Below are 16,377 nucleotides of genomic sequence, written 5' to 3'. Positions count from 1 at the left end.
CGTTCCTTTTTCATGTTCTCGGGAATGGAAAAGGCGAGGGAAAGTCCCTCGCCTGTCGGGGTTGTGCCTGGTTCAGGCGGCGCTGGCGACACCCGTCGGGCGCCGCGAGAACAGGCTGACCAGGACGAAGCTGAGCAGGCCGACCGCCAGGCTGTAGTAGATCGGCGTATTGGCGTCGAGGCCGTCCTTGATCATGAACACCAGCACGGTAAGGAAGCCCAGGGTCATGCTGGTGATGGCGCCGGCGGTGGTGGCGCGCTTCCAGTAGATCGCGCCGATCAGCGGGATCAGCATGCCGCCTACCAGCAGGTTGTAGGCCACGGTCAGGGCGCTGATCACGTCGCTGACCACCAGGGCGATGCCGAGCACTACCAGGCCCAGCAGCAGGGTCGCGATGCGGTTCTCGTGCACGTCGCCGTTGTCGGACTGGCCGCGGCCGCGGCGCAGGCGCGGCAGCAGGTCCTGGGTGACGGTGGTGGACGCCGCCAGCAGGCCGGCGCTGGCGGTGGACATCAGCGCCGCCAGGGCGGCGGCGATGACCAGGCCGCGGATGCCGTTCGGCAGGCTGTGCTCGACCACACTGGCGAAGGCGTTGTTGACGTTCTCCAGGTCCGGCAGCAGGACCTTGGCGGCCATCCCGATCAGCGCCCCGGCCATGCCGTAGAGCACGCAGTAGATACCGGCGGCGGAGCCGGCGACCTTGGCCACGGTCTCGCTGCGGGCGGTGAACACCCGCTGCCAGATGTCCTGGCCGATGAAGATGCCGAAGAAGTAGATCAGGAAGTAGGTGACGATGGTGTCCCAGCCGATCGCGGTGAAGTCGAAGTAGCTGGCCGGCAGCTTGGCTACCAGGGCGTCCCAGCCGCCGGCGTCGTTGATCGACAGCGGCATCAGCAGGAACACCAGGCCGACGGTCATGATCAGGAACTGCACGATGTCGGTCAGGGTCAGCGACCACATGCCGCCGATGGTGGAGTAGAGCACCACGACGCCGCCGCCGATCAGGATCGAGACCCAGAACGGCAGGCCGAACAGGACCTGCATGACGGTGCCGATGGCGATGGTCGAGGTGGCGCCGATCATCAGTGCGTAGACCAGCATGATCAGGGCGCTGGCGTGGCGCGCGGCGGGGTTGTAGCGACGCTCCAGGACCTGGGTGACGGTGTAGATCTTCAGCTTCAGCAGCGGCTTGGCCAGGAACAGGCTGAGGCCGACGATGCCGAGGCCGATCGCGCCGCACAGCCAGAAGCCGGAGATGCCATGGACGTAGCCCAGGCGCACGGTGCCGATGGTGGAGGCGCCGCCGAGGACGGTGGCGGCCATGGTTCCCAGGTAGAAGCCGGGGCCGAGGTTGCGGCCGGCCACCAGGTAGTCGTCGCGGGTCTTGGCGCGGCGCATGCCGTACCAGCCCAGCGCGATCATGCCCGCGGCGTAGATCAGAACGACGAATATGTCGAGGGCCATATCAGGTCTCCCAAGTTTCTCATTGTCATTGTTGTATCCGGCGAGGCGCCGGAAGCGCGGGACGCTGGCGTCCCGCCGTGTGTGTCCCCCACCTCAGGCGGTGGCTATCGCCGGTGCCCTCCACGTGCCGTGCGCGCGCACCCAGCGCGGTCCTCGCGGGCCATAGACGCAAGGCGGTTCCGGGAACAGGCGCAGCAGTGCCAGGTAGAGCAGGGCGGCCAGGCCGAGGGCGACCGGCAGGCTGAGGTCGATGCCGCCGGCCAGTTCGCCGAGCGGACCGACGAATTGCCCCGGCAGGTTGACGAAGGCCAGGCCGGCTGCCGCGCTGGGAATCCAGGCACCCATTCCGCGCCAGTTCCAGCCGTGCTCGAACCAGTAGGCGCCGCCGCGCTGGCCGCGGGTGAACACCTGCAGGTCGTCCGGGCGGTAGAAGCCGCGACGGGTCAGCAGGCCGATCAGCATGATCACCATCCACGGGGTGGTGCAGGTGACGATCAGCACGGCGAAGGTAGAGACGCTCTGCACCAGGTTGAAGGCGAAGCGGCCGACGAAGATGAAGCCGATCGAGGCGACCCCGATCAGCACCGTGGCCTGCACCCGCGAGAGCAGGCGCGGGAACACGCTGGACATGTCCAGCCCGGTGCCGTACAGCGAAGTGGTGCCGGTGGACATGCCGCCGATCACCGCGATCAGGCATACCGGCAGGAAGAACCAGCCGGGAGCGATGGCCAGCAGGCCGCCGACGTAGTTGTTGGCAGCGATGTAGTCCGGCGCGCGGACGGCGACGATGGTCGCGGTGGCGAGGCCGAACAGGAAGGGAACCAGGGTCGCCAGCTGCGCGCCGATCACCGCCAGCATGATCCGTGCCTGCGAGGTCTGGCGCGGGATGTAGCGGGCCCAGTCGCCCAGGAAGGCGCCGAAGGAGATCGGGTTGCTCATGGCCAGCAGGGTGGCGCCGATGAAGGCGGCCCAGAAGCCCGGCTGGCCGAGTTGCACGCTGCCGGCGTAGGCGGCGTCGAAGGGGCCGGCGAAGGCGAACAGGCCGAGCAGGAACAGCAGGCTGGCGGCCCACACGGCGATCCTGTTGACCAGCAGCATGAAGCGGAAGCCGTAGATGCATACGGTCAGCACCAGCACGGCGAACAGGCCGTAGGCCAGGCCCAGGTTCAGTTCGCTCTCTTCCAGGCCGACCAGGCGCCGGGCGCCGCCGACCAGGGCATCGCCGGAACTCCACACCGAGAGCGAGAAGAAGGCGATGGCGGTCAGCAGCGAGAGGAAGGAGCCGACGATGCGCCCGTGCACGCCGAAGTGCGCGCCGGAGGAGACCGCGTTGTTGGTGCCGTTGAGCGGGCCGAACAGGCCCATCGGGGCGAGGATCAGCGCGCCCAGCGTGACGCCCAGCAGGATCGCCCACAGCCCGGCCTGGAAGGACAGCCCGAAGAGCACCGGAAAGCTGCCGAGCACGGCGGTGGCGAAGGTATTGGCGCCGCCGAAGATCATGCGGAACAGATCGACCGGCGTGGCGTTGCGTTCGTGGTCGGGAATCTGTTCGACCCCGAAGGTTTCGATGCGTGTGATTGCGTGTTGGTTATTGTTGTTATCCATGACGTTCTCCCGGGAGAGCTAGCTAGTCGATGGCAGGTACTCCGGCATCGCCGACAAGTGCTCATGGCAGGCCAGCCAACGGCCTTCTTGTTGTTCTAGGCGGAACAGGATGGTTTCCCGTTCCCGGTTCAGGCTTTCCGTTCCCTGGAGGCGCAGCCGGGTGGCGACATCGTGGCTGAAGATCGCCAGGTCGCCTTGCAGGCTGACGCAGGTATTGCTGGATTCGCACGCCAGCACTTCGAAGCCGTCCTCGCGTCGCCAGCGCTCCCACAACTTGCGGTAGGCCGCGCGCGCGCGCAGCGGCTGAGGCCAGTTGTGGAAGATGAAGCTGGCGTCCTCGCTGAAGGCGGCGAAATAGGCCTCGGCATCGTTGCGGGCGAAGGCCGCCACCAGTCGGCGGGCGGCCTCCAGCACCTGTTCGACGCGGTCGTCGGTCATGGTCGCGCTACGGCTCAGCGACGCACCACGCCCGGGAGGACGCAGAGCATTTCATAGAGCAGGTTGGCGCCCAGCAACGAAGTGTTGCCGGTGGTGTCGTAGGGCGGCGAGACTTCGACCAGGTCGCAGCCGATCAGGTCCAGGCCCTGGCAGCCGCGGATGATTTCCATCGCCTGGATGGTGGTCAGGCCGCCGATTTCCGGGGTGCCGGTGCCGGGCGCCCAGGCCGGGTCGATGCCGTCGATGTCGAAGCTCAGGTAGACGGGGCCGCCGCCGACCTTCTCGCGGACCTCGGCCATCAGCGGCTCCAGCGACTTGTGCCAGCACTCCTCGGCCTGCACCACGCGGAAGCCCTGCTTGCGGCTCCAGTTGAAGTCCTCGGCGGTGTAGCCCTGGGCGCGCAGGCCGATCTGCACCACGCGGTCGCAATCCAGCAGGTCTTCTTCCACCGCGCGGCGGAAGGTGGTGCCGTGGGCGATCTTCTCGCCGAACATGTGGTCGTTGACGTCGGCGTGGGCGTCGACGTGGACCAGGCCGACCTTGCCGTGCTTCTTCTTGATCGCGCGGAGGATCGGCAGGGTGATGGTGTGGTCGCCGCCGAGGGTCAGCGGGAGGATGCCGTGACCGAGGATGCGGTCGTATTCCTGCTCGATGATGCGCACGGCTTCCAGCAGGTTGAAGGTGTTGATCGCGACGTCGCCGATGTCCGCCACGTTCAGCGAGTCGAAGGGGGCGGCGCCGGTGGCCATGTTGTAGGGACGGATCATCACCGATTCGGCGCGGATCTCGCGGGGGCCGAAGCGGGTACCGGAGCGCAGGGAGGTGCCGATGTCGAGGGGCACGCCGACGAAGGCGGCATCGAGGGCGTCGAGTTCGGCGGGGGACTGGACATGGGGCAGGCGCATCATGGTGGCGATGCCGCCGAAGCGGGGCATTTCATTGCCGCCCAGGGGCTGGTGGAGATTCTTGTCCACGGGGTGGCCTCACGGTCGTTGTGGTTGTTTTAGGGGTCGGATGGATTCTCTTCACAGCCGGTAGCGAGTCAAATCGCTGGCTACAAATAATCAGTTCAGAGATTTCTAAACTAACGGCGAAGCGGCTAGACTTCGCCGCCGAGCCTGGACGGCGGCCTTTGCCTCGGCCCGCAGTCCGAAATCCTCGCCCGCAAACCGGAGTCGCCGTGTCCAACGCCTTGCCCGACCTGCGCCTGTTGCGCATCTTCGCCGCGGTGGTGCGCCACCAGGGCTTCGCCGCCGCCCAGCAGGAGTTGAACCTGTCGACCTCGGCGATCAGCACCTACATGAGCCAGCTGGAGAACCAGCTCGGCATCGTGCTCTGCCACCGTGGCCGCGGTGGCTTCAGCCTGACCAGCAAGGGCGAGCTGTTCCACCAGGAAACCTTGCGCATCCTCGGCGAACTGGAAGGCTTCGAACGCTACGCGCTGGCGTTGAAGGGCGAGCTGCGCGGCACCCTGAACCTCGGCGTGCTCGATTCCACGGTGAGCGACCCGGCGCTGCCGCTGGCCGAGGTGATCGGCGCCTTCAGCCGCGAACACCCGGCGGTTCACCTGCACCTGCTGGTGCAGAGCCCCTACGAACTGCAACTGAGCGTGCTGGAGAACCGCCAGGACCTGGCTATCGGCGCCTTTTCCAGTCGCATGAACGGACTGGTCTACCAGCCGCTGTACCGCGAACAGCACTGGCTGTACTGCAGCGACCGGCATCCGCTGTTCGACGGGCGGAGAATTCCCGCCGATCTGATCACCCAGCAACGCATGGTCGGCCGCGGCTACTGGAGCCAGGCCGAGCTGGCTCGGCACGGATTCAAGCACAGCGCGGGAACGGTGGAGAGCATGGAGGCGCAACTGATCCTGATCCTTTCCGGCGGCTACATCGGTTACCTGCCGGAGCACTACGCTCACCCGTGGGTCGAGCAGGGGCGCCTGCACGCCCTGCTGCCGGCGACCTTCGGCTACCAGGCGCCATTCTCCCTGATCCTCCGTCGCGGCCGCTCGCGCGAGCCGCTGATCCAGGCCTTCCGCGACCAGTTGCGGACGCAGATGAGCCTGGCCTGAGCCCTAGAGATCGGCGTTGAGGGTGCGCGAGAACTGCTGCACCGCTTCTACCACCTTGTGCGTGCTCTCGCGGATGCCGAGGATCGCCGCGCCGGCCTCGTTGGCCAGCTCCACGCCGCGCCGCGCCTGTTCCTGGCTGTGCTGCATGTCGTCGATGACGCTGCGGGTGCCGGTCTGGATGCGACCGATCATGTCGGCGATCTCCTTGGTCGACTTGCTGGTGCGTTCCGCCAGTTGCCGCACCTCGTCGGCCACCACGGCGAAGCCGCGACCCTGGTCGCCGGCGCGGGCGGCCTCGATGGCGGCATTGAGGGCGAGCAGGTTGGTCTGCTCGGCGATCTCGCGGATGGTGTTGACGATCGAGGTGATCTGTTGCGAGTGCTGTGACAGTTCGCCGATGTTCAGCGAGGAAGCATCCAGGGTATTCGCGATCTTGAGCATTTCCTCCACCGCGCTCTGGATTATCAGCGCGCCGTGTTCGGCGACCGTGCGGGTCTCGGTGGACAGGGTATGGGCCTGGTGGGCGTTGTCCGCCTCGGCCTGGTAGCGGCGCATGCGGTCGCTGACATCGCTGGCGAACTTGACCACCTTGTAGAGCTTGCCGTCGGCGTCGTAGACCGGGTTGTAGCTGGCTTCCAGCCAGACCGGCTGGCCGTTGCGGTGGACCCGGCGGAACTGCCCGGTAACGTACTCGCCGCGGTTCAGGCGGCGCCAGAGGTCGGCGTACTGCGGGCCGTCGCGGTAGCCCGGTTCGCAGAACTGACGGTGGTTGGCGCTGGCCAGCTCGGCTCGGCCATAGCCCATGGTGGCGAGGAAGTTGTCGTTGGCCGCGAGGACATTGCCGTCGAGGTCGAACTCGATCATCGCCATCGAGCGGGACAGGGCATCCAGCTTGCTCTGCATCTCGTGTTCCTGGTGGACGATGGCATCGATGTCGCTGGCGTACTTGACCACCTTGAGCAGTCGACCCTGCCCGTCGCGTACGGGGTTGTAGGTGGCTTCCAGCCAGAGTGGCCGGCCCTCGCGGGTAATGCGCTTGCAGCGGCCGGAAAAGTGTTCGCCGCGCCGCAGGCGTTCCCAGAAGCGCCGGTAGTCTTCCGATTGCGCGTAGGCGCCGTCGCAAAGCTGGCGATGCGGTTTGCCGAGGATCTCGTCGCGGCGGTAGCCCAGCAGGGTCAGGAAATTCTCATTGGCATCGGTGATATTGCCGTCCGGATCGAACTCCACGCGCGCCATGGAGCGGTCCAGGGCCGCCATGTGCAGGCGCTCGGCGGCGAGTTGCTGTTGCAAGTCGGCGTTCATCTGTCGGTACTTGCGAGTGAACATGAGAAAAATCCTTGGATAGAGAGAGGGGCTCATCCCTGTCTTCGGCGCCGATGGGCGGGAGTTGAGAGGGTGGGACGATTGTATTTTTTCATCGAACGACAAAAATTCGTCGTTATTCTTAATGGGTGAAACAAATTACCGCCATTCGTCGGAAATATGACGTTTTTGCGAGTGAGAGGAAGCCCCTCCGCCTGTGGCACACTGGGCCCCTTCCAGGAGTCGTCCCATGCCACGTATCCGCTGCGAGCGTTGCGCTCGCCCCGCCAGCCATTGCCTCTGCGCGCTGATTCCCTCCTTGCCGTCGCGTACGCGGGTGCTGGTCCTGCAGCACCCCAGCGAGGTCGGGCACGCGTTGAATACCGCAGGATTGGCCGTCCTCGGCTTGTGCAATGCGGAGCTGCGGGTTGGCGAGCGTTTCGCCGAGGAGACCTGGCGGGTACCGGGCTACCGGGCCTGCCTGCTGTTTCCCGGCGAGCAGGCGCGTGCGCTGGCAGAGATGGCCGCCGAGGCCGCCGGCGAGCCCCTCCTGCTGGTGGTGCCGGACGGCACCTGGCGCAAGGCGCGCAAGCTCCTGCACCTGAACCCGGCCCTGGCGGCCCTGCCGCGGGTGAGCCTGGCCGAAGGCATGGCGTCGCGTTATCGCCTGCGCAAGGCGCCGGGAGAGGGCGCGCTGTCGACCATCGAAGCAATCGCTGCGGCGCTCGACGAACTGGAGGCGCCGCGTACCCACGAAGCCTTGCTGAAACCCTTCGATGCCCTGATCGAGGGGCAGATCGCGGCGATGGGCGAGGACACCTATCGGCGCAACCATCTCAGCCAGGAGCGCCGCCGCCGATAGCGGTCGAGCAGTTCCGGGATTGCCGTTTCGCGCCAGAACTCCGGGCTGACCATGCCGCTGGACATGCCGCCGTGGGCGTGGCGCGCGAGGTAGATCAAGGCATCGTATTCCAGCGGATGGCCGCTGAGGCGCTCGAAGGTCTCGCCGAGCAGGTGTTCCAGGGCCGCTGCGGAAGCCGGCCAGGACGCGTCCGCCAGTTGCCCGGCCATTTCCTGCCAGAGGTAGGGGTCGCCACGGCCGCCCCAGCGCGAGGGTTCCTGTTCGAAGAGTTCGGAGATGCGCGGTCTGGCCATGTCGGTCGGTCGTGTCTGTCGGAAACGAAAAGTATGCCCGATTGGCAGGGCCGCATGGGCGGAGTAGACTGCCGCGGTCTTTCCTTCCGTACGAGGTGTTCGTCCGATGCGCAATTGATGCTGCCGTGTCTGCACGGCCGGTTTTCCGTCCCTGGCCCGAGGGCCCGGGGGAATGCATGGCATCAAGGGGGTATCCATGACGAATACGTCGACCCTGACGCTCGATGGCGTCTCTTTCCAGCTGCCGGACGGCAGCCTTCTGTTTTCCGATCTCGACGAAACCTTCGACACCCGGCACACCGGGCTGGTGGGACGCAACGGCGTCGGCAAGTCGCTGCTCGCGCGCCTGCTCGCCGGACACTTGCAGCCGTCCAGCGGCAGCGTCCGGCGCCAGGGGCGCGTGCGCTACCTGGCGCAGCAGCTCGAACCGGCCGACTACCCGACCGTCGCCGATCTGGCCGGCGTCCGCCCATGGCTGGAGGCGCTGGCGCGGATCGAGGCGGGTAGCCTCGACGCCGCCGACTACGAATGCCTGGGCGAGCGCTGGGACATCCGCCAACGCCTGGCCGACGCCCTGGCCGCCGAGGGGCTCGGCCATCTCCGCGCGGACACCCCGAGCGAACGCCTGAGCGGCGGCGAATGCATGCGCGTGGCGCTGCTCGGCGCATTCCTCGACGACGCCGACTTTCTCATCCTCGACGAACCGAGCAACCCTCTCGACGGGCCGGCACGCGCTTTGCTGCGGGCGCGCCTGGCGGCATGGGACGGCGGCCTGCTGCTGGTCAGCCATTACCGCGAACTGCTGGAGGGCATGCAGCGGATCGTCGAGCTGTCGACCCTCGGCCTGCGCAGCTATGGCGGCGGCTATTCTTTCTACGCGCAGAGCCGGGAGGAGGCGCGCGAGGCCGCCGAACGTCGCCTGGACCAGCGTCGTCTGGAGCGCAAGCGGCAGACCCTGGCCATGCGCGAACAGCAGCAGCGCCAGGAGCGGCGCCAGGCCAGCGGCCGGCGCGAAGGCAAGACGGCGAACCAGGCGAAGATCCTGCTCGGTGGGTTCAGGGAACGTAGCGAGGTCAGCGCCGGCAAGCTGCGCAACGCCCACCAGGCGGAGCGCGAGCGTCTCGACCGCGAGGTGCGCGAGGCTGCCCGGGAGGTCGAGGAGGCGTCGCCGCTGCTGCTCGATTCGCCCGATGCCGAACTGGCGGCACAGCGCCGGATCGTCGAGTTGAAGGGCGCGGTCCTGCCGCATCTGCGCGGGCCGTTGCGCGAAATCGACCTGCTCCTGAGCGGTCCGCGACGGCTGGCACTGGTCGGCCCGAACGGCAGCGGCAAGTCGACCCTGCTGCGGCTTCTGGCCGGGCAACGGGCGCCGCTGGCGGGAACCTGCGCGGTGACGGTGGGCGCCGCCTATCTCGACCAGCGGCTGAGCGTGCTGGACCACGGGCGAGGCGTGCTGGAGCAGTTGCTGGAGGTCAATCGCAGTCGCGGCGAAAGCTGGCTGCGCACGCGCCTGGCGCAACTCGGCTTGCCGGCTGAACGGCTCGCCCAGCCGTGCGCGACGCTGAGCGGCGGCGAACGCCTGAAGGCGGCCCTGGCCCTGGTGCTCTACGCCGACCGGCCGGCGCAGCTGCTACTGCTCGACGAACCGGACAACCACCTCGACCTGGCTGCGCGGCAGGCCCTGGAAAGCATGCTCGGGCAGTACCGTGGGGCCTTGCTGGTGGTGTCCCACGACCCGGTGTTTCTCCGGCGACTGGCGCTGGATGGCGAACTGCGGGCTACTGCCGCGGGTTGGCGCCTGGAGGACCGATGAGCTGGCCATCCGCCGCGACCTGCAGGAGGCTGACTCCGCCGTGGCTGAAACCGATGGCGAGGAGTTTGTCGCTGACTGCCAGGCACAGCGGTATGGCGTCTGCCGTGCGGTAGCGCCAGCGACATTCGCCGCTGGCGAGGTCGCGTACCTCGACCTGACCATCGACCAGCGCCAGTGCGATCCATTGTCCGCCGGGCAACGGCGCGAAGGCGCTGACCTGGGCGGACAGGGTCGCGCCCCAGAGCGTGCCGCGGCTCTCCAGGTCGTAGCAGGTCAGGCGCTGGGTACCGTAGGCGTGATGCGGCGAGTTGTAGACCTTGGCGTTGAGCAGCAGGCGATTGCCCAGCAGGCAGCCGTGCAGGTTGTTGAAGTGCTCCGGGTGGCGCTCCAGGCGTAGCACTTCGCGGGTCTTGAAGGTCTGCGGGTCGAGGCGGAACAGGCCCTTGTCCTGGTGCTGCTCCGGCGGATTGCCGGCCAGGTAGAAGAAGGCTTCGTCACGGTCGATGCGCAGATGGTGGTTGAACAGGTCGTAGTGTCCGAGACGGCGCCTGTGGATGATCCGGCCGGCCGGGTCGAGCACGAGGTCTTCCAGGTCTTTGCCCTCGAGGGCGATCTGGCGGGCGAGAAAACCGCCTTGGGCGGATTGCGCCAGCAGATGGCGGCAGTCGCTCAGGAGCAGCGGTTGTCCCGGTGTCAGCGGCACCTTGAACAGTCGCTGGGCGGCATACCCGAGTTGCAGATTGACCAGCAGGCTGTCGTCCGTGGCGTTATGGAAGACCTGCAGGCACTGGCCCCGTTCGGCCAGTTCGAAGCTGCGCAGGCTGTCGTCGGCCAGATTCCAGAGCTCGAGCCGGGGGTTGGCGCGGGCGATGGCCAGGCGTTGGCCGTCGAGAAAGCACAGGTCCCACACCGGTGGACGATGCAGGAACCGCCGATCTTTGCCCAGGGCTAGGTTTTCCAGGATCGGCAGCGCTGCTTCGCGTTGTGTCGAGGCAGGGTAGAGGGCCCAGTCGAAGGGCAGGCGGGTGCCGGGCAGGTCGTCCAGCACCAGTGGGGCGTCGACCGGAAAGGCTAGCGAATGGCGCTGGCGGAACAACGGTCGGTCCTCCAGGTCGTCGCTGGGGGCGACGGTGAAGGTCAGGCGCCGGCCGTCGTCCTCGAAGTCGCAGGCGAGCACTTCGCGGTTGTCGGCGAGCAGCGATTGGGTCTTGCCGCTCGCGTAGTCCCAGGCCAGCAGACCGCCTTCGAAGAAGGCGCCGCCGTCGTAGCGTCCGCCGCCGATCACCAGTACGGGCCGGCTCGGGTGCCAGGCGATGGCGTTGAGCGGAAAGCCCAGGTCCGGCAGGACGGCGATGCATTCGAGGTCGCCGCTGCGGTACAGGCGCAGGCTCTGTTCGTAGACGTCGAGCTGTCGGCCCGGGTGTTGCCCATGAAAGGCGCTGGCCACCGCAAGGAGCGCGCCGCCGGGAGCCTGGAACACGGCGTAGGGCTCGCCGATGTCGGCGAAGGCGCAAGCGGGCAGCCTGCGGCCGGAAGGAAGCGGGGAGTTGGGCATGGGCGATACCGGGAAAAAGAGTCGGGCGCAGTGTCGTTCATTCGTCGTTTCGGGAAAAGCATGGGAAGAGCGGCTGTTCCGACCGGTCGTTTTCTTCTAGGATGGCGCTCCCTTCCTCCCTCGTCGCCGCCGCTGTGCACCGTCCATGCGTTGATTCGCGCCACGGGCATCCAGGCGACGAACCTCAGCGTGGCGCCCGGCCTGGCGGTCGCGGCTGCCTTTCGTTCTACCTAGAATCTTTCGGATAAAGGAATCCAGCATGCACATTCGCAAGCGCGTCGACGCCGACAACACGGCATTGGTCGACCTGTGGGAACGTTCCGTCCGCGCGACCCACGATTTTCTCAGTGAAGCGGACATCGTCGAGCTTTACCCACAGGTCCGCGACCTGTACCTGCCGGCCGTCGAGGTCTGGGTGCTGGTCGACGACGACGGCGTGGCCCAGGGCTTCATCGGCCTGAACCAGGCGCATGTCGAGATGCTCTTCGTCGAACCCGGGCTGCGCGGCCGGGGTATCGGCCGACGCCTGCTCGATCATGCGCGGGCGACCTGGCCGCGCCTGAGCGTCGATGTCAACGAGCAGAACCCGCAGGCCTGCGGCTTCTATCGACACTATGGGTTCCGCCAGACCGGCCGCTCCGCGACCGACTCGGCGGGGCGGCCGTTCCCGCTGCTGCACATGAGCCTGTAGGAGGACGCGGCACCTCGCCCTGTGGAGCGAGGTGCCGCGCAACATCCGGAAAAGTTTTCCCCGGCCAGATGCTTTCAACTGCAAGCATCCGTTTGAGACAGGTCAAACGTTGCGGCGCAGGCCTGCCCGATAGTTCTGTTCATCAGAACGAGGCGCAGGAATCCCATGAACGGCATCCCACCCCTGTCTTCCCGCGACGCCCATGCCAGCCCGCCGCAACGGGTGCTGGAACGATTGCACAGCTCCGCCGCCGGTCTGGACGCGGACGAAGCCGCCCGCCGCCTGGCGGCGCACGGCTACAACCGATTGCCCGCGCCGAAACGCCAGGGGCCGCTGCTGCGCTTGCTGCGGCAGTTCCACAACGTCCTGCTGTACATGATGCTGTTCGCCTCGCTGGTCACCGCGCTGCTCGGCTTCTGGGTGGACAGTGCGGTAATCCTCCTGGCGGTGGTGGTCAACGCGCTGATCGGTTTCGTCCAGGAGGGCAAGGCGGCCAACGCGCTGGACGCCATCCGCGACATGCTTTCGCTGCATGCCCTGGTCCTGCGCGACGGCCAGCGCCAGGCGCTGGACGCCGAACGCCTGGTACCGGGCGACGTGGTGCTGCTGGCCTCCGGCGACCGGGTGCCGGCCGACCTGCGGCTGTTCGAAACGAAGAACTTCCATGTCGACGAGTCGGCCCTGACCGGTGAGTCGGTGCCGGTGGAGAAGGGCTGCGTCGCGGTGGCCATCGACGCGCTGCTCGGCGACCGCCGTTGCATGGCCTATTCCGGCACCCTGGTGACCAGCGGCCAGGCGCGCGGAGTGGTGGTCGCCACCGCCGGGGATACCGAACTGGGCCGGATCGGTACGCTGTTGCGCGAAGTCCGCACCCTGGCCACTCCGCTGCTGCGACAGATCGCCAGCTTCAGTCGCTGGCTGGCCCTGGCGATCCTGCTGCTGGCCGGCGCCACTTTCGTCCTCGGCACCCTCTGGCAGGGCCAGCCGATGGTGGACATGTTCATGCTGGTGGTGGCGCTGACCGCCTCGGCGATTCCCGAGGGACTGCCGGCGATCATGACGGTGATCCTCGCCCTCGGCGTACAGCGCATGGCCCGGCGCAACGCCATCGTCAGCCGCCTGCCGGCGGTGGAGACGCTGGGTTCGGTGACGGTGATCTGCTCGGACAAGACCGGCACCCTGACCCGCAACGAGATGACCGTGCAGCGTATCGTCACCGCCGACCAGGTAATCGAGGTCAGCGGCGCCGGTTACGCCCCCCTGGGTGGTTTCAGCCACAACGGCGAAGGCCTCGATCCCGCCGGACGCGACGATCTGCAGGAGATCGGTCGCGCGGCGCTGTTGTGCAACGAGGCGCGCCTGCACCAGGAGGGCGAGGCATGGCAACTGGAGGGCGACCCCACCGAAGGCGCGCTGCTCAGCCTCGGCCTCAAGCTGGGCCTCGATCCGCAGGCGCTGGCGGCGGAACGGCCACGCAGCGATGCGATTCCGTTCGAGTCCGAGCATCGCTTCATGGCCACCCTGCACCACGACCACGCAGGCCAGGCGATGGTCTACCTGAAGGGCGCGCCGGAGCGCATCCTCGACATGTGCGAGGCTGAACGGGTGGGCGACTCGGTGCGGCCGCTGGACCCGGACTACTGGCGGCGCCTGGCCACCGACACCGCCGCTCGCGGCCTGCGCCTGCTGGCCATCGCCCGACGGGCGATGCCGGCGGAGCAGCGCACGCTGGATTTCGCCGACGTGGAACATGGCTTCACCCTGCTGGCCCTGGTGGGCATCATCGACCCTCCGCGCGAGGAAGCCGTGGCCGCGGTCGCCGAATGCCAGGCGGCGGGTATCGCGGTGAAGATGATCACCGGCGACCACGTCGACACCGCGCGGGCGATCGGCGCCATGCTCGGGATCGGCATCGACCGGCCGGCGCTGACCGGCGCGGAGATCGAGTTGCTCGACGACCAGCGCCTGCGCGAAGTGCTGCCGGGCGTCGATGTGTTCGCCCGCGCCAGCCCTGAGCACAAGCTGCGCCTGGTGCAGGCCCTGCAGGCCAGCGGCGAGGTGGTGGCGATGACCGGCGACGGGGTCAACGATGCGCCGGCGCTGAAGCGCGCCGACGTCGGCGTAGCGATGGGCAACAAGGGCACCGAGGCGGCCAAGGAGGCGGCCGAGGTGGTCCTCGCCGACGACAATTTCGCCACCATCGCCAATGCCGTGCGCGAGGGAAGGGCGGTCTACGACAACCTGAAGAAATTCATCCTCTTCATGCTGCCGACCAACGGTGGCGAGGCGCTGATCGTGATCGCCGCGATCCTGTTCCAGTTGACCCTGCCGATGACGCCGGCGCAGATCCTCTGGATCAACATGGTCACCTCCAGCACCCTGGGCCTGGCGCTGGCCTTCGATCCGGCCGAGCGCGGCCTGATGCAGCGTCCGCCGCGTCCGCCGGCGGAGCCCCTGTTGTCGCTGTTCTTCGTCTGGCGGGTGCTGCTGGTCTCGCTGCTGATGATGGCGGGCGCCCTGGGCCTGTTCCTCTGGGAGCTGGAGCATGGCACCGGGCTGGAGAGCGCGCGGACCATGGCGGTGAACAGCGTGGTGGTGTGCGAGATGTTCTACCTGCTCAACAGCCGGCATATCTACGATTCGGTGCTCAGCCGCGAGGGCCTGTTCGGCAACCGCCAGGTCTTGCTGGCGATCGCCGCCTGCGTGGTGCTGCAACTGCTCTATACCTACGCGCCGCCGTTGCAGGCGCTGTTCGGCTCGGTCGGCCTGGCCCCGGGCGAGTGGGCGCGGGTGCTGCTGGCCGGGCTCGGCCTGTTCTGCGTCGCCGAACTGGAAAAGTGGCTATGTCGCCGGGTCCGTGCCCGGCAGGCCTGACGCCGCGAGGTCGCCCCCTTGGCCGCGGCGCTGTGCCTTTGCGCGTGCGCCGCGCACAGACGTCTGCGCCTCGGATCGCCCGGCCGAGAGCGGTCGCACGCGTGGCGATGGGCCGACAGTGAACCCGGGGACCAGGTGTGACTGGGTATTCAGTTCGCATAAAATGTGATCTATATCACATTTAAACGTTTGCTTACCCTCTAGGACGGGTATCGTACTAGGTGCATCAAACGCTGCGGTCTATTGTTAAGTGGGACTGAAATGTGCCTTTCCGGCACAACGCCAACTCTATAGAGTGGGCTGACTGGACATCTTCAGGGGTCGTCGGGCACGGGCGCATGCGCCTCGGCAGGAAGCCGGGATTCTCGGACTGCCGTACAACGTGCCGGATATCGGGTGCCGAATCCATATTTGGCTGATTGGTTAATAGTTTAAGAAGAACGTAGCGCTATGGCCTTGGTTGACGGTTTTCTTGAGCTGGAACGCTCAAGTGGAAAATTGGAGTGGAGCGCCATCCTGCAGAAGATGGCGAGCGACCTTGGATTCTCGAAGATCCTGTTCGGCCTGTTGCCTAAGGACAGCCAGGACTACGAGAACGCCTTCATCGTCGGCAACTACCCGGCCGCCTGGCGCGAGCATTACGACCGGGCTGGCTACGCGCGGGTCGACCCGACGGTCAGTCACTGTACCCAGAGCGTACTGCCGATTTTCTGGGAACCGTCCATCTACCAGACGCGAAAGCAGCACGAGTTCTTCGAGGAAGCCTCGGCCGCCGGCCTGGTGTATGGGCTGACCATGCCGCTGCATGGTGCTCGCGGCGAACTCGGCGCGCTGAGCCTCAGCGTGGAAGCGGAAAACCGGGCCGAGGCCAACCGTTTCATGGAGTCGGTCCTGCCGACCCTGTGGATGCTCAAGGACTACGCACTGCAGAGCGGTGCCGGACTGGCCTTCGAACATCCGGTCAGCAAACCGGTGGTTCTGACCAGCCGGGAGAAGGAAGTGTTGCAGTGGTGCGCCATCGGCAAGACCAGGCGGGAGATATCGGTTATCTGCAACTGCTCGGAAGCCAATGTGAACTTCCATATGGGAAATATTCGGCGGAAGTTCGGTGTGACCTCCCGCCGCGTAGCGGCCATTATGGCCGTTAATTTGGGTCTTATTACTCTCTGATCTTGCCTCTCAGGTCGGCGAGCTGGCGATCGGTAATTTGCCCTTCTATATAGAAATGCAAAAGCAGATATATAGGGAAGGGCAGGTTCTCGCCATTCTCGAAACGACTGCCGCAGGATTGGCTTATCCCGAAGCGGCTCCAGAAAGTTTCCTGGCTTTCCCGTCGGGCGGTGCGGGTGGCCTTTGCCCGGAAGGCCATGTTTTGGGGCTGTGTTCTCTCGTGTGAAGCCATTGCT

The 16,377-nt window shown here is 66.7% G+C and carries 14 protein-coding genes; 6 read left to right on the top strand and 8 right to left on the bottom strand.

The window, feature by feature from the left end:
- Window positions 1–72 precede the first annotated feature (72 nt).
- The 4 genes from ACM0M4_RS19875 to speB form a co-directional block, all read right to left on the bottom strand.
- Entirely contained in the window at window positions 73–1,464 is a 1,392-nt protein-coding gene (locus ACM0M4_RS19875) for a sodium:solute symporter (protein ID WP_003100479.1), read from the bottom strand.
- Between the two features lie 93 nt (window positions 1,465–1,557).
- Complete coding sequence (locus tag ACM0M4_RS19870) at window positions 1,558–3,069, bottom strand: purine-cytosine permease family protein (RefSeq protein WP_034082616.1); 1,512 nt, start codon at window positions 3,067–3,069, stop codon at window positions 1,558–1,560.
- 18 nt (window positions 3,070–3,087) lie between these two features.
- Window positions 3,088–3,507, bottom strand: coding sequence for a YybH family protein (locus ACM0M4_RS19865; RefSeq protein WP_093945166.1), 420 nt, complete (start codon window positions 3,505–3,507; stop codon window positions 3,088–3,090).
- A 14-nt stretch (window positions 3,508–3,521) separates the two neighbouring features.
- Window positions 3,522–4,481 (bottom strand): agmatinase, encoded by a 960-nt coding sequence (gene speB / locus ACM0M4_RS19860; protein ID WP_003082966.1) that lies wholly within the window; start codon window positions 4,479–4,481, stop codon window positions 3,522–3,524.
- Between the two features lie 206 nt (window positions 4,482–4,687).
- Between speB and ACM0M4_RS19855 the strand changes: the two genes are divergently transcribed.
- Window positions 4,688–5,581, top strand: a complete 894-nt coding sequence (locus tag ACM0M4_RS19855) for a LysR family transcriptional regulator (RefSeq protein WP_221345417.1) — start codon at window positions 4,688–4,690, stop codon at window positions 5,579–5,581.
- A gap of 3 nt (window positions 5,582–5,584) precedes the next feature.
- Here the strand turns inward: ACM0M4_RS19855 and bdlA are convergent, their stop codons facing one another.
- Window positions 5,585–6,838, bottom strand: a complete 1,254-nt coding sequence (gene bdlA, locus ACM0M4_RS19850; RefSeq protein ID WP_003082971.1) for a biofilm dispersion protein BdlA — start codon at window positions 6,836–6,838, stop codon at window positions 5,585–5,587.
- 295 nt (window positions 6,839–7,133) lie between these two features.
- Here bdlA and ACM0M4_RS19845 point away from each other — a divergent pair, with 295 nt between their 5' ends.
- Window positions 7,134–7,745, top strand: coding sequence for a tRNA-uridine aminocarboxypropyltransferase (locus ACM0M4_RS19845; protein WP_003082973.1), 612 nt, complete (start codon window positions 7,134–7,136; stop codon window positions 7,743–7,745).
- On the opposite strand, the gene ACM0M4_RS19840 is transcribed toward ACM0M4_RS19845, so the two are convergent.
- Complete coding sequence (locus tag ACM0M4_RS19840) at window positions 7,703–8,038, bottom strand: hypothetical protein (protein WP_003100463.1); 336 nt, start codon at window positions 8,036–8,038, stop codon at window positions 7,703–7,705. The two genes, ACM0M4_RS19845 and ACM0M4_RS19840, sit on opposite strands and share 43 nt — an antisense overlap.
- 196 nt (window positions 8,039–8,234) lie before the next feature.
- Between ACM0M4_RS19840 and ACM0M4_RS19835 the strand changes: the two genes are divergently transcribed.
- On the top strand, window positions 8,235–9,851 hold the full coding sequence (locus tag ACM0M4_RS19835; protein ID WP_079741965.1) for an ATP-binding cassette domain-containing protein: 1,617 nt from the start codon (window positions 8,235–8,237) through the stop codon (window positions 9,849–9,851).
- Here the strand turns inward: ACM0M4_RS19835 and ACM0M4_RS19830 are convergent.
- Window positions 9,817–11,406 (bottom strand): hypothetical protein, encoded by a 1,590-nt coding sequence (locus ACM0M4_RS19830; RefSeq protein WP_023104229.1) that lies wholly within the window; start codon window positions 11,404–11,406, stop codon window positions 9,817–9,819. The genes ACM0M4_RS19835 and ACM0M4_RS19830 overlap by 35 nt on opposite strands.
- A gap of 259 nt (window positions 11,407–11,665) precedes the next feature.
- On the opposite strand from ACM0M4_RS19830, the gene ACM0M4_RS19825 reads away from it, so the two are divergent.
- The 3 genes from ACM0M4_RS19825 (at window position 11,666) to lasR (ending at window position 16,141) form a co-directional block, all read left to right on the top strand.
- Entirely contained in the window at window positions 11,666–12,097 is a 432-nt protein-coding gene (locus ACM0M4_RS19825) for an acetyltransferase (protein ID WP_003082981.1), read from the top strand.
- Between the two features lie 165 nt (window positions 12,098–12,262).
- Window positions 12,263–14,971, top strand: a complete 2,709-nt coding sequence (locus ACM0M4_RS19820; protein WP_003116553.1) for a cation-transporting P-type ATPase — start codon at window positions 12,263–12,265, stop codon at window positions 14,969–14,971.
- Between the two features lie 450 nt (window positions 14,972–15,421).
- Complete coding sequence (gene lasR, locus ACM0M4_RS19815) at window positions 15,422–16,141, top strand: transcriptional regulator LasR (protein ID WP_221345416.1); 720 nt, start codon at window positions 15,422–15,424, stop codon at window positions 16,139–16,141.
- Here lasR and rsaL read toward each other — a convergent pair.
- Window positions 16,131–16,373 carry a quorum-sensing transcriptional regulator RsaL gene (gene rsaL / locus ACM0M4_RS19810; protein WP_003083010.1) on the bottom strand — a complete coding sequence of 81 codons (243 nt, stop codon included), beginning with the start codon at window positions 16,371–16,373 and terminating at the stop codon, window positions 16,131–16,133. The genes lasR and rsaL overlap by 11 nt on opposite strands.
- Window positions 16,374–16,377: the final 4 nt, after the last annotated feature.

It is taken from the genome of Pseudomonas sp. 18-147 (assembly GCF_051048045.1).
Taxonomy (GTDB): domain Bacteria; phylum Pseudomonadota; class Gammaproteobacteria; order Pseudomonadales; family Pseudomonadaceae; genus Pseudomonas; species Pseudomonas aeruginosa.
Note: the sequence above shows the minus strand (reverse complement) of the source record. Positions and strands in the feature narration are given on the sequence as shown.